This is a genomic window from Flavonifractor plautii ATCC 29863, from assembly GCF_000239295.1.
GTDB lineage: Bacteria > Bacillota > Clostridia > Oscillospirales > Oscillospiraceae > Flavonifractor > Flavonifractor plautii.
Genome location: NZ_JH417640.1, coordinates 1 through 17,314, shown reverse-complemented (window position 1 = coordinate 17,314; position 17,314 = coordinate 1). Strand labels below are relative to the sequence as shown.

The window sequence follows — 17,314 nt, the reverse complement described above, 5'->3', positions numbered from 1 at the left end:
GTTCACCGTCCAATATGTTTGACAAACCTACAAATTTCAAAGGCCCGGTTGGGGCTTCCCTTTTTCGGAGAAATGTGGCAAACTAGGGGCAGAGGAGGGAATGAGATGCATCATCCGATTCGCATACGCGCGCTTCGGCTGGGCCTGGCGGCCTGTCTGCTGGCCGGGGCGCTGGCCGGACTGGCCTCTGCTAACGCACCCACTTATGAAACGACGATTCTGTTCACCCATGACACCCACGACCACTTCCTCCCCATGCCGGATGAGGAGGGCGGGGAATACGGCGGCTATACCCGCCTGGCCACCCTGATCCAACAGGAGCGGGCGGCCCACCCGGACGCCCTGGTTCTGGACGCCGGAGACTTTTCCATGGGCAGTTTGTTCCAGACCATCTACGCCACGGAGGCCCCGGAGCTGCGGGCCCTGGGCGCGATGGGGTACGACGCCACGACGCTGGGCAACCATGAGTTTGACTACCGCGCCCGCGGCCTGGCGGAGATGCTCAACGCCGCCGTGGAGAGCGGCGATCCGGTGCCCCCCATTGTCCAGGCCAACTACAAGCCCCCGGCGGAGGACGTGGATACCTGGGCGGCGTGGAACCGCTACGGCATCGGGGACTACCTGATTCTGGAGCGGGGCGGCGTCCGCTACGGTATCTTCGGCCTGATGGGGGAGGAGGCGGACAGCAACGCCCCCATGTCGGGCATGGAGTTTGAGCCGATTGCCGATGCGGCGGAGCGTACCGTGGCCGCCCTGGAGGAGGCAGGGGCCGACTTTATCATCTGCCTGTCCCACAGCGGCACCGACGACAGGGGAAAGGGCGAGGACTACGAGTTGGCCAGGCGGGTGGACGGCATCGACGTGATCCTCTCCGGCCACACCCACACCACCCTGGACGAGCCCCTGCGCGTGGGGGACACCCTGATTGTGTCCTGCGGGGAGTACACCGCCAACCTGGGCGTCCTCACCGTGGAGTGGAAGCCAAACGGGGAGAAAACCGTGGCCGACTACCGATTGCTCCCCGTGGATGAGACCGTGGCGGAGGATCCGGACATGGCCGCCATGGCAGCGGCCTTCCAGCCCCTGGTAGAAGAACAGTACCTGTCCCAGTACGGCGTGGGCTTCGACGAGGTGCTGGCCCGGTCCCCCTTCGCCTTTACCCCCATCGGCCGGTTCGGCGCGGAGCACCGGGAGGACACCCTGGGCAGCCTGATCGCCGACTCCTACGTGTACGCTGTGCAGCAGGCGGAGGGGGCGGACTACGTGCCGGTGGACTTCGCGGTGGTGGCCGCGGGGGTGATCCGCGGCTCCTTCCCCGCCGGGGAGATCACCACCTCCGACGTGTTCAATGTCTCCTCCCTGGGCTCCGGGGCGGACGGGACGCCGGGCTATCCCCTCATCTCGGTGTGGCTGACGGGGAAAGAGCTGAAGGACGCCTTTGAGGTGGACGCCTCGGTGACCGCTCTCATGCCGGAGGCCCAGATCTACGGCGCTGGCATGACCTGGACATGGAACCCCCACCGGATGATGTTCAATAAGGTGACCGACTGCGCCCAGGTGCTGCCCGACGGCTCCGCTGTTCCCATCGACGACGACCGGCTCTACCGGGTGGTGACCGGACTCTACACCGGACAGATGCTGGGCACCGTCAACGACCAGTCCTTCGGCATCCTGGCCATCACCCCCAAGGACGCCCAGGGCAATGTGATCACCGACTATGAGGAGCACATTATTTACAACCCCAACGGCTCCGAGGTGAAGGAATGGTACGCCCTGGCCTCTTACCTCCAGTCCATGGGAGAGGTGGACGGCCGCTATGCCGCCCCCGAGGGGCGCAAGGTAGAGCACGCCACCTGGAACCCCCTGAACCTGCTGAAAAACCTCAACCTGTTTGGCTGGCTGGCCGTGCTCGCGGCGGTGCTGGTGCTGGCCGCAGTCGTGTTCCTGGTGTGGCGGCTCTGCTTTCATCACCGCCGGGGCCGCTACGGCGGCAGGCGGCGGGGCGGCGGCTACCGGCCCTACCGGGGATAAAGGAAGAGAGAAAGAGAGAATATATGAAGGAGAACAACTACGACAACCCGGGGTTTTTTAGCCAGTACCGGCGCTTCCCCCGGTCGGTGGAGGGCCTCTCCGCCGCCGGGGAGTGGCACGCGCTGCAAAAGCTGTTCCCCGACTTTTCCGGCAAGCGGGTGCTGGATCTGGGCTGCGGCTTCGGCTGGCACTGCCGCTACGCCGCCGACCACGGCGCGGCGGCGGTGATCGGGGTGGATCTGTCGGAGAAGATGCTGGAGAAGGCGCGGGCGGATACCTTCGACGGCCGCATCCACTATGTGCGGGGGGCCATGGAGGAGGTGGACTTCCCGCCCGCCTCCTTTGAGGCGGTGCTCAGCTCCCTTGCCCTTCACTATGTGGAGGAGCTGGGGCCGGTGTTCCGCAGGGTGTGGGACTGGCTGGCCCCCGGCGGGGACTTTGTGTTCTCCTGCGAGCACCCGGTCTTTACCGCCGAGGGCTCCCAGGAGTGGTACCCAGGCCCCGGCGGTGCGCCCCTCCATTGGCCTGTGGACCGATACTTCACCGAGGGCCGCCGCACCGCCCGCTTCCTGGGCTGCGATGTGGTCAAATACCACCACACCCTGACCACCTATGTCCAGACCCTGCTGGAGACCGGGTTTGTCCTCAAGGCCCTGGTGGAGCCCAAGCCCGATCCCCGGCTGATGGACGTGCCCGGCATGGCCGACGAGCTGCGCCGGCCCATGATGTTGCTCCTGTCTGCCCATAAGCCGGAATAAAACGACGAGAGCCGTTTCAGACAGAGAACATGTGCTGCTGGTGCCCTGTTTGGAGGGAGTGCAACCCGGAGTTGCGGATTTGAGTGCAGGTGGTAGGTGGTATGCAGCCGCTGAAACATGCATGATTTAAGTACGGCCGGTCACGGCTGAACTTAAGGAGGATTCAAACCGTAAGTGTATCAAAGCAGCTCATTCATCTGAGAAGCATATAGGGGATCTCCCAGGAGGAGTTGGCCTCTTTGATGAATGGAACCAGATAGGCGGTACCGAAATGGGAGACCGACCTTTCACATACTTTAAAATATAGATACAGAAACCGCTCCCACACTTGGGAAGTTCTAACAGTTGCCCGACAATAAACGATATTCGGCCTCCGTCCTGCTCCATGAGAGAGGCAGGACAGGGACCGGGCCCAGAAAGTGAAAAAAGGGCTTGTCAATTTTGCTCTGACTGGGTAATATAGGAGCCAAGAGGTACAGAAATATTGCGTCGGATCCCAGGTGTAGCGAGCGCCTGAGGCCCTATGTGGGTGACACGACCACCCATACAACGGAAAATCCGTACTACGCTGTTGTTATAACCTTTCCTGCCCCATTCTGGCAAGAGGGTTTTAGCGGCTGTGTTGCAGACTGATATGCTGTGTGGGGATATACATACCCCGCACAGCATTTTTTGCCTCTTGCGGAAGGGCCAACAGGGGGCAGCCGCCCCCCAAGGGTCCCGACGCAAGAGAAGCAAAAGCACAGGAGGCCGCTGATATGAAGAAAAAAGTCACCGACTTATCCCAGGCGCTGGCCGTGGGCTTGCCTGTCCCGGCCAGCGCCGCAGGGGAGACCTTTTCCGACGTCCCCGCCCCGCCCTGGGCCGTCCCCGCAGCTCCGGAGTGGAAGAACGGGGGGAAGGCTGCTCCGTCCGATCCGTATCTCGTTCCACCCCTTTGAAAGTGCGTATTCAACCAGATTGCCCCCCGGCATAGTGTTCCACTCGTACTGTCCGCAGAGGACACAGGTAAGGCCGTGGGCCTCCGCTATGGCCTTGAATTTCCCGGCGCCTCCGTCCTGTAGTAATTGCGTCAGCAAGTCTCGCTTGCGAGCTTGCTTGATTACCATACGACACAGGCGAAACAGGCCGTCAAGACTGGTGTAGCCACTTGCGAAAAAAACTGCCCCGGCTCTTACGAAACCGGGACAGACTTTTTTCGGTCTTGACCGCCTGAGGCGGCTGTGGCACGGTGGGCATTCCCTACACTGTGTAATCCCTCAGTACGGAGGCTTTCTGCTCAGCGTCCAAACAATACTTAAACAGGAGCAGTAAGTTCAGCTCCTCCCGGCGATAAATAGGGCTTTTCGGGATGCCATCCCCTGTGATATGTGTGACAACGGCGAACATGGATTGAAAGCTATCCTCATTCCATTCCAGCTCCCTTGCCTGCTTCTCCGCAAGCTGGGATATGCGTTCCGCGGACTTTGAAATTTTAGATCGTCCCCTGTTCCAAATTGCCAGCCATTGAAACAGGTCCGGGGAAAAAAGTTTATGATTGAGTTCTCCTACTAAAAAAGACAGCTTGCGCTGGTTGATTGCTTCTGTTATGTGTCTTATGCGGTCATCCTCAAAGGTACTGATAGCCTTCCTGAAAGCAATATCATAGCTGTCAAGGCTTTTACAGGCGGCCAGATTATCAAGCAATATTTGTGCGATTGTGGGCTCCATATGGAGCATGGAAGCCCTCAGAGTTTCTACGGAAATTTCCTGTGTATAGGTATCGAGATAAGCTTTCCTTTCGTATTCCCGATAAAGCCGCTCAATCTCGCTTTTGACCTGTTGCTGTCCCTTTCTGATGGCATTCTCATTCGTTCTGTCGGATAGAATGGCGCTTTCAAATGCGGCTGTCACTATGTCTATACAAGTCTGGCACTCCATATCAGGCCAAGTCCGGTCATACAGATAGCCGCCGATGGTTTCCTCTCCATACTCCACGTTTTCATCTGCCCATCCTTTACGGCGGTCGTTGAACGACTCCGCAAGTGCGGATTTAAGGTTTGTGACCGATAATCCGTGGCGGTTTCCGATTTCCCGGATTGTAGGTCACAAACGCCTGCCAAGCGTGTCCTTTTTCTTCATCGGAGAACACTCCTAAAATTATAATAAAAATATCTAATTTCGATATAGTGATAAGTTAAAATATCCCTGGTTTTCACAGTGTGATCGATGCGAGAATCAAAATGTGCGTTTTTAGTATATTACAAAGCAAAGTGCGTGTGAATTTTCTGCTTTTGTCTGCTTTCCTGGTCCTGCATAGAGCCTTTCTCCAGAGGTGGGAAATAGTAGAATAATTGCATATCTAGAGCGGAGCAAGCGTCCGGTCAGTGCGGCATGGAAGAAGATTGAAGCCCACCCTCTGACGGACAGCCGCGATCTGGAAAATGAAATTTAGGCATCGACTATAATTGTCTTTTGGAGCGGTTATGGCGGCGCGGAGAGCGGCATCCCATCGGCAGCCGACGGCAGGCCATGATCGCCGGCAAATACGGCGGCGTGTTTTGCAATCTCCCGGATGGGACCGTGTGCATGTGTATTACTCCTACCAGCATGAGGACTCCGATTTCCTGGTAGGAGACACCGTGATTCTGGTAGTCCAGCGGTATGCGGAGGAGAAAAAGCAGATGTACGGCAAAATCCTCTCGAAGTGGTGATCCAAAAGCGAACAGGCCCGCCCCTTTATAGGGGGCGGGCCTGTCACCTTTACTAACTCAAAGGTCCATACCCATATTATTTTGTGAAGGAAGGTCAGATTGACATATGAAAGTGAGACGACTCGTTGCCTTGTGTACGGCAATGTTCCTCAGCCTACAGATGGCGGGGCTCCCCGCCTCCGCCGCGGGCAGATTTTCCGATGTCCCCGCCGGTTCTCCCTTTTATGAGAGCGTGACCTATCTGGCGGAGTGTGGGATCACAGCCGGTACGGGCGGACACAGCTTCAGCCCGGAGCGTCCCATCACAGTCCGGGAGTGGGCTACCGTGCTGTTCCAGGCTTTCGATGGAAGTACCTTGTCCTGCGATTCCCCAAAGGAGCGGTCCGAGCTCAGTATCCAGCGGTGCTATCAAAACGGCTGGCTGGGCGTGAGTGCTGCCATATCCCCTGATGGGACTCTCTGCCGCGGAGAACTGCTGCTCAGTGCCTTCCATACGGCCGGACTGCCGGTATACAACGCCTCTCTCTATGGCTATGAGGAGGCAGGATGTCTCCGCAGGAAAACGCGGTACGCATTGGAAAGGAACTTGGACTGTGCCCCGAAGCGGCCGCACCATTTGGAGTGCAGTTGCTTCCGTCTCTCAATAGAAAAATCTTTCAATCGACGATCTATGGAAGAAAAAACAGCAGCAGGATGCTCCATACGAGCAGTATTATGGCACAAGTCCGTAGGTTCTACTGATAGTAGGTCTGGGAGAGCGTGCAATAAACTACGAATGCGATTAGCAATTATGATTTATTTGGGGCGATAAAAATTTTGGAAGCCCCTTCAGCAATCTGAACTTCATATCGCTGCCCACGATAATAAAAGTGAAACTGCATGGATACAAGGCCATTGGGGAGATGAGGGGACAACTTTGGAACGCCGTTCTCGATATGCAGTCCGGCAAAGCCAAAGATAACTGTATTCCAAGTCTCACCGAGACAGGCCAGATGGAGCCCTTCCTTGCCCGTGTTGCCCATAACCTCCTCCAGGTCCAGATAGAGGGCCTTCCGCCAGTAGGCTTCAGCGGCCTCTGCCAGGCCATTCTGGGCCGCAAAGAGGGCGTGGCTGGCAAAGCTGAGGGTGGAGTCATGGATACACAGGGGCTCAAAGTCCTCCCAGGCGGCCAGCTTTTCCTCTTCGGTAAACTGCTCTGGCAGACGGGTTATAAGGAGCAGCGTATCCGCCTGCTTGATCACCTGATAGCGTTGGAGCCGGTCGAAGCAGACCTGGTGATAGCTGGCCTCGTCGCCGGATTTGAGCTCCGCCGGCTCAACGCGCTCCAGCAGGTGGAACGTATCGTCCTGGCGGTAGTGACCGGTGATTGGATCCCTGGGAAGCTGGATGGTATCGCGTAGTATCTCCCAAGCAGCGCACTCCGCTTTGGACAGGCTCAGGGCCGCATACTGCTCCGGCGCCTCTTTCTTCAGCCGTGCGGCGGCGGTCAGCGCCAGAGAGAGATTGTGCTTTACCATGGCATTGGTGAAAAGATTGTTGCTGGTAATGCCGCAGTATTCATCCGGGCCCTTGCAGAACAGCAGATTGACCTTCCCGGCTTCGGGGGCGGGAGAGTAACGGCTGACCCAGAAGCGGGCTGTCTCCACCAACACCTGTGCGCCCCCCTGGAAGAACAGGCTGTCATCGCCGGTCCAATCCAGGTATTGGCCCAGAGCATAGGCCACGTCAGCGGTGACGTGGACCTCGCTGCACCCGATGTCCCAGCTTTCACACTGCTCGGTGCCGTCATAAGACACCATCCAGGGGTAGCGGGCCCCGGCGCCATTCATCCGCGCCGCATGCGCTCTGGCCTGGGGAAGCGTGCCGACCCGGAAGCCCGCCAGACTGCGGGCAGCCTGTGGATCGGTCAGGTCATAAAAGGGCGTCAGAAAGAGATCTGTGTCCCAAAAATAGCAGCCTTTGTACCGCGTGTGGGTGAGCCCTCTAGCCCCGATGCTCACGGTGTGGTCCCGAGGAGAGCAGTTGGCCGCCAACTGGTAGATCACATAACGCAGCGCCGTCTGCGCGTCGTCATCCCCCTCCATGACAATGTCGCAGTCCGCCCACTTTTGCTCCCATGCGGCCTGATTCTCCGCCAGCGCACTTACAAAGTCCCAGCCTGGCTCCACATCCAGCTGGAGCAGGGGATCCACATCGCGGCTGGAAGTCAGCCGGGCGGCGATCTCCAAGGCGATGGGAGCATCGGAAGCGTCACTGGTGCAGCGCACTCCCACGCCGTCACCGGTATCCGCAACAAAAGCGGGGGATGAAAAGCCCTCTGTGCGGCAGGAAACCGTCTGAGCCAGTTCCAGCCTTGTGTGATTTGTCTTATAGCGGGCGGTGAATCCGGCGTCGGTCGCCTCGCCGGAGCAGAAACGGGTCATCTGGATGATCTGGGTGTTCTCCTTCACCTGATCGTCTGGGATAGGGCTGTTGCAGCTCTGGTGGTCGATCCCGGCCAAAAGCTCCACCTGCCCGCGGCCCTGGAATTCAAGCCGCTGGAACAGAAAGCTAGGCTTGGCCAAGGAGAAAAAACGCTGTTCCTGCACATCCACCCAGTCATCCGCAATACTCAGCCGGTAACGGAAGGTGAGCAGACCTGTACGGAGATCCAGCGCGCGGGACAAATGGGAGGGAATGGCCGGTATGCGGCCATTCAATCGGATCTGGTACCAGATAGGGGTGGGCAGATTGACAAAATCCGTCAGCTCTGTGCTGTCGGAGATCCGGTCATAAAAGCCAGCCAAGAAAAGTCCGGCGTCCAACGGCCGGCGGATCGGTCGGTAAGCGGGGTAACCCCGGGCCCCCATGCGGCCGTTGCCGGTAAAGAAGACGCTCTCCAGGAAGCGGTCGGCAAGATCGTTCCCCTCCGCTGAAATTGTCCAGCCCCGGCGCTTCACGTCAGTTCTCATAGGACACGCCTCCTAACGCATACCGCAGGGCGTGGCACACAAACCCCGCGCAAGTGGCAAAGGCGTCTCCCGTCGCGGATCGGCCCGTGTGCTCATCGATGCTCTCACAGACGATGCCGTTGTCCATCACTGCCCGACGCAGAAGATCCAACGACCGCTCCGCCTCCCCGCTGAGCAGGCTGTTGGCCACACTCAACATCCAGGGATGGGGGGCGTGGGCGCAGCCGATTTCCGCAAAGGCGCACCCGGCGAAGCTGTAAGGATACTCCGGGGCGCGGATCTGACGCACTGTATTCTGATATGCGGGGTCATCCAGCGCGCAGAAGCCCAGGTAGGGCAGGAGCAGCAGGCTTCCTGGCGGCTCGTCATATACATCTGTATGGCCCTCCAGATCCGTGGACCAGGCATAGTATGGGCCGTTCGGGCCCTGGACAACACAGTGCTCCAGGATCGACCGGCGGAGCTCCTCCGCCTCCCAGGCAAGGTCGCCGTATGTTTCAGGATACAGGGAGGACAGCGCGCGAAGCGCCTTCCATACCAGCACATTGTCATAGGTCAGGTAGGGGTAGCTGCGCACGTCATCGGTGGGCTGAAGGAAGGTCTCGTAGAGTGCGATCGACCTGTGCCGTTTGGTGCGCAAGGTGCGCAGAATATCCGTAAGCCCGGAGCGGATCGCGTTGTCCTCCAGACAGTCTCGGTCGCCTGTGGCACCCACATAGCGCTCCAGGGCCAGCACCGGGGCCATCAGTTCATCCAGCTCAAAACCAGGCTCCAGGACTGTGCCGTCGATGTACCGCGAGTGGACGCCCAGGTTGCGCCGCTGGCGGCCGAATACATAGTCCAGCATCCGGCGGGCCAGTGCCGGGTCGGCGTCCACTACCGTAGGAAAGCTCCACAGCAGGCTGTCCCGGTCCCAGTAAGCCGCGCTCACATAGTAGCGCGGGCTGCGGCTGGTGACCAGAACCAGCTCCTCGGTATCCAAGGTGATCCCGGCGGAGTAGAACAGGCAGAAGAACAGATTGGTATTGTAGAGGCGCTCCAACTGGGCATCCGGAATGGGCCAGCGGCGGGCGTCCAGCCAGTCTGTGGTCACCTGTAACTCGTGCTGCCAGCCTTGGCGCAGCATCTCCTTGGCGCTGGTGGCGGCCGCCACCTCCTCGAAGCCGACCCCCCAGTAGAAGGTCACAGTAACAGCTTCTCCGGGTTCCAGCGTGCAGTCGTGGGCCAGACGGTAGACGATACCGGCATCCGTCTCCTGAAAGGTGGATGAGCAGGGCTGATCCATCATGGGCGCAAAAGCAAAGAGGGGCAGTCCGCAGCGCATATCAAAGATCAGGCTGTCGTTCCAAAGGCTGGTGTAGCATCGGCGCGCCCCGTCGATCTCCTTGTCTTCGTTGACGCAGTGCCATGCGGAGGCCCAGCACCCTTCCAGACCGAAAGTAGAGGACAGCGGCTTATCCGATGTGGAGCGTACTGTCAGTTGATAGAGAAAACCGCGTTCCCCCACCGGAGCCAGAAGCATTCCCTCCACCGCTAGGGAGCCGGCCGTGCCGCAGAAGGTCGGAATCCAGTCGGATTTCCGTCCCCAGGTCAGAGACTGAAGCGAGGCCCTTTCTCCTTCCGTCTCAAAAAAAGGCGTCATCAGCGGGAGAGAAGCGCCGCCCCTCTGCTCGATCAGGCCCTTATGTCCCATGTGTAGGAAGGAAAAGGACTCCAGCGCCCCGGTGCAGGCCTGGAGAGTGGGAAGAGAGACCCACTCGTTGCCGGTAGGCAAATAACACTCTTGCATAGAGATCCCTCACTGTCGGATTTAATCGGTTAAACTGTTGGCAATCTAACTATAACATATTTTGGGCGTAAGTCAATAATTGTTTTGTGAAAAATGTTAATTTGTATCTTGACAATAGAGCTGGCATTGGCTATTATTTGCTTGTGGAATAGTTTAAACGTTTAAATTAAACGAGGTGGTATAGCATGTCGGCCAATCGGGTCACCATGAGGGATGTCGCCAAAGAGGCTGGCGTCACCAGCGCGGCCGTCTCTTATGCATTGAGCGGGAAGCGCCCGATTTCCGAGGAGACACGCCGGCGGGTCGAGCAGGCCATCGAGCGGCTGGGTTATACACCAAACATGGCAGCCCGTACCCTGGGCAGCGCCAGACAGGATTCCAGGCTGATCGGCGTAGTGGTCCCTCAGACCGAGGCTGGAAGCCGACTCATGTTTCAGAACCAGTTTTACTCTGAGATATTGGGAAGCATTGAACTGTGCGCCAGACAGAAAGGCTACCATGTGATCATCTCTGCTACGGATGCCAACGAGAGCTATCTGACCCTGGCAAAGGAGCGCAATCTGGACGGGATCATTGTCATCGGCATGTATCCGGATTCCTTCTACCAGCAGATGAAGGAGAGCCGGATCCCTATCGTATTGATCGACAGCTATTGCAATGACCACTATTACCATAATGTACGCATCGACGATGCTTACGGCAGCTATCTGGCGACCAAGTACATTTTGGACTGCGGTCACCGTGCCGTCGCCTTTTTCAGCGGCCGCATCAAGGAAAACGGCGTCATGAAGAAACGCCTGGCCGGCTATCGGGACGCTCTGGCAGAGTATGAGCTTCCCTTCCGAGAGGAGTTGGTCTTTGAAGGGAACATTGACTACAAAGACGGCATCGCGTCTGCCCAAAGGCTCATGGACGCGGGACTCCCTGCCACAGCGGTGGTAGCTGCGGCAGATATTCTGGCAATCGGAGCGGCAAAAGCTTTCTATGAGCGCGGTGTCAAGGTACCGGACGAGATCTCCCTTATGGGGTTTGACGATTTGGAGATTGCGCAGTACATGACCCCGGGACTGACTACCGTAAAGCAGCAGATCTCAGCGAAGGGGGAAAAAGCGGTGGAGCTGTTGATCCGCAATATCAATGAGCCGGAGTTGACCAAGCAGGAGTTGATCCTGCCGGTGTCCCTGGTGGAGCGGGGCTCTGTCCGCAAGATCAAAACGGAGACAACCTGAAAAGGTCTCAATATAGGGTAAGAATGGAACAACACATGTCTTAATTTTGAAAAGGAGGAACCATGCAATGAAAAAGCGGTCTCTGGCGATCCTGGCCGGCGGAATGTCGCTGGCGCTCCTGCTCTCATCATGCGGCCCGTCCAGTGCTCCGACCGAAAGCCCATCTTCTGCCCCTGCTGATGAAACCGGACAGCAGACGGCTGAGGAGCCTGTGACCATCACCTACTGCAACTTCAACGCGTCCGGCGGCAATGAGGAAACCCTGCAGAAAATGTACGAGGCCTTCCATGAGGAGCATCCTAACATCACGGTTGAGATCGAAACCATCGCCATGGATGACTATTTCACCCAAATGCAAACCCGCGTGGCCGGCGGCACGGCGCCTGACTGCTATGAGCTGAACATCGAGAATTTCGCCTCCTATGCCAATAAGGGCGTGCTGGCCGAGATCAGCGGTGTGGACCTCAGCCGCCTGGACGAGACTGCACTGAGCGCGTTCAACGTGGACGGCAAGCAGTACGGCCTGCCCGGCAACTTCTCCAATGTGGTGCTGGTCTACAACAAGGACCTGTTTGACCAGGCCGGCATTGATTATCCCACCGCAGACTGGACGCAGGATGATGTGCAGACGGCGGCTGAGGCCATCCGCGCCTTGGGCGATGATATTTACGGCTACTACCAGCCTCTTACTTACAACGAGTTCTACAAGGTTTGCGCCCAGTTCGGCGGCAGCCTGCTGAATGAGGACAAGACGGAGTTTACCATCAACTCCCCCGAGAACGTGGCCGCCGCTCAGATGATGGCCGACCGCGTGCTGGTCAGCAACGTCCAGCCCACGGACGTGCAGATGGGCGGCATGGGTGACTGGGATCTGTTCATGAGCGGCCGTCTGGGCATGATCCCCACCGGTATTTGGGCATTCCAGTCCTTTGCCGATGGCTGTGACTTTAATTGGGATATCACGATTGAGCCTGGTCAGGAGCAAAAGGCCACGCACTTCTTCTCCAACGGCCTGGTGATCAATGCCGACAGCGAGCACAAGGATGCCGCGGCTACTTGGATCACCTGGCTGGCCTCCAGCCCCGCCGCCGCTGAGATCCGCATTGAGGCGGGCTGGGATCTGCCTGCCGTCAGTGACGAGGATACCCTGGCCTCCTATCTGGACATGACGCCGCCCGATAACCGCCAGGCTGTGTTTGACTCCTTGGACTATCTGGTGGTACCGCCAGTGATCGAGGACTATGCCCTGATGAGCGATATCATTGGTCAGAAGCTGTCCGCCGCCGCCAATGGCTCCATAACCGTACAGGAAGCCCTGGATCAGGCGCAGAGCGAATGCGAGGCGCAGATTTCCCTTAGCTGATAAGGGGCAGGGGAGGGGCTTGTGCCCCTCCCCTGTTCGATTTTCTGAGGAGGTGTTTCCCAACCATGTTAGTCAAACGGAAGCGGCGAAAGGGACCCGGGCAGGAGGGGCTGATCACCGCGTCTCCCTTTTTGATGCCCAGCCTCATTGGCTTGCTGGTATTTTCCCTGCTGCCCTTGCTCATATCCGCCTTTATCAGCCTGACTGACTGGAACGGCTTGGATCAGTTGACGGCCCCCGGCTTCTTTCAGGAGCATTTTATCGGGTTGGATAATTATAAAGCCATTCTCTCCAGCCCCGAGTTCTGGGGGGTGCTGTGGAACACCTTCCGCTATATCATCATGTACATTCCGCTGATGCTGGTGGCGTCTCTGGGGGTGGCCTATCTGCTCAGCCGCCAGCGCCCCGGCGTAACAGCCTTCCGTATCATCTACTATATCCCGGTGCTTACCTCCTGGGTGGCAGCCTCCATGATCTGGAAGTCTATGCTATCCCCGGAGTATGGCGCGGTCAACAACATCCTGGCCGTTTTTGGTATACAGGGGCCGGGCTGGCTGCTGGACGAGGCTTGGGCCATGCCGGCTATCGTACTGGTGTCGGTATGGAAGGATATGGGGTTCTTTGGCCTCATCCTCTTGTCCGGTATGGTGGGCATCAACAAGTCCTACTATGAGGCGGCATCGCTGGACGGCGCAGGCTCTTGGCAGAAGTTCTGGAAGATCACCTTGCCGCTGATGACCCCAGCTATCTTCTATGTGCTGATCGTCAGCCTGATCAACGCATTCCAGCTCTTCCCGCAAATCATGATCATGACCGACGGCGGCCCCAATGGCGCCACACAGGTCATGGTGGAGCGCATCTACAAGTATGGCTTCCGCTACTACCGCATGGGCTATGCGGCGGCCTTCTCCTGGATCCTGTTCGCCATCATTATGGTGTGCACCGCCATCCAGATGAAGGGCCAAGAGAGGTGGGTCAACTATGACAGCTAAACGCAGACTGGGCACCACAGGCTATTATGTGGTCTCCATCCTCATTGCCGTGGTGGCCATGATCCCCTTCCTGTGGATGATCTCCACCTCTCTCAAGAGCCGGGGTGCTCTCATGTCCATCCCCATTGAGTGGATTCCGGCAGAGCCCTCGTTGGATGCCTATGGTGAGGTATTTTCCCGTTTTCCATTCCTAAAGACGATTGGAAACAGCCTCTTTATTTCCGTGTCCTACACTGTCATCACCCTGATTTCTGCCTCGATGGCAGCCTTCGCTTTTGCCAAAATCCGTTTCCGCTGCGCGAACCTACTGCTCAAGCTCTACCTGGCCACCATGATGATCCCCACACAGGTGACTATGATCCCGCTCTTTGTGATCATGAATCGGCTGGGCCTGATCGACAGCTATGCCAGTGTGATCCTCCCCTCCATCTTCCGCCCCTTTGCAGTTTTCATGCTGGTTCAGCAGATGCGTACCGTACCGGTGGACTATTTGGACGCCGCACGGGTGGATGGGGCAAACATTTTCCAGGTCTATTCCCGGGTGGCCCTGCCGCTGTGCGCGCCGACCCTGGCAACGCTGGCGGTGACCACTTTTATGGAGTCCTGGAACGACTATCTCTGGCCTCTGCTGATGTTGACTGACCGGGCCAAGATGACCCTGCCCATCGCCCTGTCCACACTGAACGGCCAGTACAATACCGAGTACAATGTGCTGATGGCAGGCAGCCTGATCTCCATGATTCCAATTATCATCATCTACCTGTTCGCGCAGAAGCACTTCAAAAACGGCCTGATGGCAGGCGGCATCAAGGGGTGAACCGATGAGAGAGATTTTGTGTTCCGGCCAGGCGCGGTCCCTGGAATTTCCCTATCCGGGCGGTATGGCCGCCCTCTGCTGGAGCCCTGCGGGGGAGCGGGGGGAGTTGACGGTCTCCCTGCACTATGACGGGGCCTATGGCATGGGAGAGAAGTACAATGCCGTGAATCAGAAGGGACATACGGCGGTCAATGAGGTGGAGGAGAAGTTCTGCTTTCAGGGAGGGAAAACCTACTGCCCGGCGCCTTTCTTCTGGACAAATACGGGCTTCGGGCTATATGCGGCCACGGATGAGCGCACCAGCTTCCGATTTGGTGAGAAAGCGGTTTGCGCGGAGCTGCCTGTGGATTGCCGCGTCGTGCTGTTTTCGGGGATGCCCGGAGAGATCATTCGGGATTACATGGATCTGTTCGGCCCGGCAAAGCTGCCGCCCAAATGGGCCTTTGGGCCGTGGATCTCCGCCAACCACTGGGACAGCCAGGAGAAAGTGGAGCGGGCGGTGGCGCAGGCGGAGGAACACGGCTTTCCAGTCTGCGCCTTGGTGGCCGAGGCGTGGAGCGATGAGGCTACCTTTTATGTTTTCCGGGGCGCAAGGTATGTTCCTAAGCCGAATGGCGGCGCATTCCGGCTGGAGGACTTCGATTTTTCCGATTCCCCCTGGCCGGATCCCGCTGGTATGGTACAGCGGCTTCACGAGAAGGGGATCCGTTTCCTGCTGTGGCAGATCCCCGTCTACAAAAAGCAGGGGCCGGATGAGCCGCTCAATGCGCAAAATGAGCTGGACCAGGCGGATGCCGTCGCCCGGGGCCTCTGCGTCCACAACGCAGATGGGAGTCCCTATACCATCCCGGAGGGATACTGGTTCGCCGGCTCCATGATCCCCGACTTCACCAACCCTGCCGCAGAGGAGACCTGGTTTTCCAAGCGAAACTATCTCACAGAGATGGGGATAGACGGGTTCAAGACCGATGGAGGCGAGTTCATCTACCGGGAAGATGTGCGCTTTGCGGATGGAAGCTCCGGCCGGGCCGGAAAGAACCGCTATGCCCAGGAGTATACGGCGGCTTACACCAAACATCTGGGTTCGGCTCAGGCGCTGTTCAGCCGGGCGGGCTACGCTGGTCAGCATACCACGCCTATCCATTGGGCTGGAGATCAGCAGTCCCAGAACAGCGAGTTGGCCAGCGCCCTGCGGGCGGGGCTGTCTGCTGCCCTGACCGGCATCCCGTTCTGGGGCTTCGACATCGGGGGCTTTGCAGGGCCGCTCCCCACATTGGACTTGTACCGCAGGGCTACACAGCTGGCCTGCTTTGTGCCGGTGATGCAATGGCACTCCGAGCCGGATGGAGGGCAGTTCCGCGAGTTGATGCCTGGGGGAGAGGGGAACAATGAGCGGAGCCCGTGGAATCTGGCGGCGGCTTACGGTAAGCCGGAGTTCGTGGACGAGATGCGGTTCTGGCATAATCTGCGGATGGAACTTCTGCCCTACCTGTACAGTGTCGCGCTGGACTGTGCGGAAGCTTCCAAGCCTATGATGCGGCCGCTGGTCTATCAGTGGCCGGAAGATCCGCTGGTATGGGACTGCGAAGATGAATTCCTTCTGGGTGACAGTCTGCTGGTGGCGCCGCTGCTGGAAGAAAACGCCGAGAAGCGCGCGGTCTACCTTCCGGAAGGACAGTGGATCGGCCTGTTCGACCGCCGCGCGGCGGCCGGAGGGCAGACCATCGTAGCGGGCGGAGACCGGAGGCTGCCGGTCTTTCTGCGGGCGGGCTATGGTCTGGCGCTCCGTTCTGATGCGAACTCGGCCCCCGGCGCTCCGGCGGGAGAGCGGGCAGACGGAAATGCTCCTCTGCACCTGCTGTTGGCTGGGGAATGCGGGCGTTTCCGCTTCCGGGACGAGCTGGGCACCGACTTGGATATCACCTGGTCTGATGGAGCCGTCCACATAGAGGGCGACTACCGATTCCCGCTGACTTGGGAAGTGCTCCCTGTGGAGGAATGCTGATATGGGGATGTGCGGTATCATTTTTGATTTGGACGGCGTGCTGTGCTATACCGACCACTACCATTATCTTGCGTGGAAGGCGGTGGCCGATAGGCTGAGCCTGCCTTTTGACGAACAGGTAAACAACCGCCTCCGAGGTGTCAGCCGGATGGAGAGCCTGGAGATTATTCTGAGCCTTGGCAGTAAGACCTACTCCCAGGAGGAGAAGGAGCAGATGGCAGCCGAGAAAAACCGGCTCTATCGCAGCTATCTGGAACGTATGGGGCCAGAGGCACTGGCCCCTGGGGCAGTCGATGTGCTCCGCACTTTGCGGGAGAACGGCTGGAAAACAGGCATCGGCTCCTCCAGCAAAAACGCCCCCCTCATTTTGGAACGAACCGGACTGGACGGATTCTTTGACGCGGTGGCAGATGGCAGTCAGATTACCAAGTCGAAACCTGATCCGGAAGTGTTCCGGCTGGCGGCGCGGAAATTACGCCTTTCCCCTGATGAGTGTGCTGTGGTGGAGGACGCCTCCGCCGGAATCCTGGCCGCAAATGCAGGCGGCTTTTTTCCCATCGGCCTGGGGGACGCCGCCCAGGCCCCCGGCTGCCGCGCCGTCCTAAACGCTCTGTATGAATTGCCCGAACTCTGCCGGCGCTTATACAGCCGCGCCCCAAAATTCAAGCCTTCCGACCCTACTCCAT

At 58.5% G+C, this 17,314-nt stretch carries 14 protein-coding genes; 11 read left to right on the top strand and 3 right to left on the bottom strand.

The features are described from left to right. The first annotated feature begins 105 nt into the window (after window positions 1–105). From HMPREF0372_RS01505 to HMPREF0372_RS01495, 3 genes are all read left to right on the top strand, one after another. Window positions 106–2,031, top strand: a complete 1,926-nt coding sequence (locus HMPREF0372_RS01505) for a bifunctional metallophosphatase/5'-nucleotidase (protein WP_007488346.1) — start codon at window positions 106–108, stop codon at window positions 2,029–2,031. A gap of 23 nt (window positions 2,032–2,054) precedes the next feature. Further along, a complete protein-coding gene (locus HMPREF0372_RS01500) occupies window positions 2,055–2,789 on the top strand; it encodes a class I SAM-dependent methyltransferase (RefSeq protein WP_007488344.1) in 735 nt (244 codons plus the stop codon). 758 nt (window positions 2,790–3,547) lie between these two features. Next, a complete protein-coding gene (locus tag HMPREF0372_RS01495; RefSeq protein WP_009257874.1) occupies window positions 3,548–3,730 on the top strand; it encodes a hypothetical protein in 183 nt (60 codons plus the stop codon). A 301-nt stretch (window positions 3,731–4,031) separates the two neighbouring features. Here HMPREF0372_RS01495 and HMPREF0372_RS01490 read toward each other — a convergent pair whose 3' ends face one another. Beyond that, a complete protein-coding gene (locus tag HMPREF0372_RS01490) occupies window positions 4,032–4,766 on the bottom strand; it encodes a hypothetical protein (RefSeq protein WP_007488331.1) in 735 nt (244 codons plus the stop codon). Window positions 4,767–5,353: 587 nt separating this feature from the next. Between HMPREF0372_RS01490 and HMPREF0372_RS20960 the strand changes: the two genes are divergently transcribed. After that, window positions 5,354–5,482 (top strand): hypothetical protein, encoded by a 129-nt coding sequence (locus HMPREF0372_RS20960; protein WP_256275071.1) that lies wholly within the window; start codon window positions 5,354–5,356, stop codon window positions 5,480–5,482. A 106-nt stretch (window positions 5,483–5,588) separates the two neighbouring features. Continuing rightward, window positions 5,589–6,293: an S-layer homology domain-containing protein gene (locus HMPREF0372_RS21275; protein ID WP_110503310.1), complete on the top strand. Its 705-nt coding sequence runs from the start codon at window positions 5,589–5,591 to the stop codon at window positions 6,291–6,293. Here HMPREF0372_RS21275 and HMPREF0372_RS01485 read toward each other — a convergent pair. Both HMPREF0372_RS01485 and HMPREF0372_RS01480 read right to left on the bottom strand, forming a co-directional pair. Then, window positions 6,271–8,433, bottom strand: a complete 2,163-nt coding sequence (locus HMPREF0372_RS01485; protein ID WP_007488317.1) for a glycoside hydrolase family 65 protein — start codon at window positions 8,431–8,433, stop codon at window positions 6,271–6,273. The two genes, HMPREF0372_RS21275 and HMPREF0372_RS01485, sit on opposite strands and share 23 nt — an antisense overlap. Next, window positions 8,423–10,222 (bottom strand): glycoside hydrolase family 125 protein, encoded by a 1,800-nt coding sequence (locus HMPREF0372_RS01480; protein ID WP_007488316.1) that lies wholly within the window; start codon window positions 10,220–10,222, stop codon window positions 8,423–8,425. The genes HMPREF0372_RS01485 and HMPREF0372_RS01480 overlap by 11 nt, the downstream gene beginning before the upstream one ends. Before the next feature lie 185 nt (window positions 10,223–10,407). Here HMPREF0372_RS01480 and HMPREF0372_RS01475 point away from each other — a divergent pair, with 185 nt between their 5' ends. The 6 genes from HMPREF0372_RS01475 to pgmB form a co-directional block, all read left to right on the top strand. Further along, window positions 10,408–11,451 (top strand): LacI family DNA-binding transcriptional regulator, encoded by a 1,044-nt coding sequence (locus tag HMPREF0372_RS01475; protein ID WP_007488315.1) that lies wholly within the window; start codon window positions 10,408–10,410, stop codon window positions 11,449–11,451. A 67-nt stretch (window positions 11,452–11,518) separates the two neighbouring features. After that, on the top strand, window positions 11,519–12,814 hold the full coding sequence (locus tag HMPREF0372_RS01470; protein WP_007488314.1) for an ABC transporter substrate-binding protein: 1,296 nt from the start codon (window positions 11,519–11,521) through the stop codon (window positions 12,812–12,814). Between the two features lie 65 nt (window positions 12,815–12,879). After that, the gene (locus HMPREF0372_RS01465) at window positions 12,880–13,806 is read left to right on the top strand and encodes a carbohydrate ABC transporter permease (RefSeq protein WP_007488313.1); all 927 of its coding nucleotides are present in this window, start codon (window positions 12,880–12,882) and stop codon (window positions 13,804–13,806) included. Next, complete coding sequence (locus HMPREF0372_RS01460) at window positions 13,796–14,623, top strand: carbohydrate ABC transporter permease (RefSeq protein WP_007488312.1); 828 nt, start codon at window positions 13,796–13,798, stop codon at window positions 14,621–14,623. The genes HMPREF0372_RS01465 and HMPREF0372_RS01460 overlap by 11 nt, the downstream gene beginning before the upstream one ends. A gap of 4 nt (window positions 14,624–14,627) precedes the next feature. Next, window positions 14,628–16,628, top strand: coding sequence for a glycoside hydrolase family 31 protein (locus HMPREF0372_RS01455; protein ID WP_007488311.1), 2,001 nt, complete (start codon window positions 14,628–14,630; stop codon window positions 16,626–16,628). Window position 16,629: 1 nt separating this feature from the next. Beyond that, on the top strand, window positions 16,630–17,314 hold a 685-nt coding region (gene pgmB, locus HMPREF0372_RS01450; RefSeq protein ID WP_007488310.1), incomplete at its 3' end, for a beta-phosphoglucomutase.

What these genes read in the sequence shown, in the direction of transcription:
- HMPREF0372_RS01485 (WP_007488317.1), bottom strand. Translation starts at nt 8,433, where the DNA reads ATGAGAACTGACGTGAAGCGCCGGGGCTGGACAATTTCAGCGGAGGGG.
- HMPREF0372_RS21275 (WP_110503310.1), top strand. Translation starts at nt 5,589, where the DNA reads ATGAAAGTGAGACGACTCGTTGCCTTGTGTACGGCAATGTTCCTCAGC.
- HMPREF0372_RS01480 (WP_007488316.1), bottom strand. Translation starts at nt 10,222, where the DNA reads ATGCAAGAGTGTTATTTGCCTACCGGCAACGAGTGGGTCTCTCTTCCC.
- HMPREF0372_RS01470 (WP_007488314.1), top strand. Translation starts at nt 11,519, where the DNA reads ATGAAAAAGCGGTCTCTGGCGATCCTGGCCGGCGGAATGTCGCTGGCG.
- HMPREF0372_RS01455 (WP_007488311.1), top strand. Translation starts at nt 14,628, where the DNA reads ATGAGAGAGATTTTGTGTTCCGGCCAGGCGCGGTCCCTGGAATTTCCC.
- HMPREF0372_RS01495 (WP_009257874.1), top strand. Translation starts at nt 3,548, where the DNA reads ATGAAGAAAAAAGTCACCGACTTATCCCAGGCGCTGGCCGTGGGCTTG.
- HMPREF0372_RS01475 (WP_007488315.1), top strand. Translation starts at nt 10,408, where the DNA reads ATGTCGGCCAATCGGGTCACCATGAGGGATGTCGCCAAAGAGGCTGGC.
- HMPREF0372_RS01465 (WP_007488313.1), top strand. Translation starts at nt 12,880, where the DNA reads ATGTTAGTCAAACGGAAGCGGCGAAAGGGACCCGGGCAGGAGGGGCTG.
- HMPREF0372_RS01460 (WP_007488312.1), top strand. Translation starts at nt 13,796, where the DNA reads ATGACAGCTAAACGCAGACTGGGCACCACAGGCTATTATGTGGTCTCC.
- HMPREF0372_RS01505 (WP_007488346.1), top strand. Translation starts at nt 106, where the DNA reads ATGCATCATCCGATTCGCATACGCGCGCTTCGGCTGGGCCTGGCGGCC.
- HMPREF0372_RS01500 (WP_007488344.1), top strand. Translation starts at nt 2,055, where the DNA reads ATGAAGGAGAACAACTACGACAACCCGGGGTTTTTTAGCCAGTACCGG.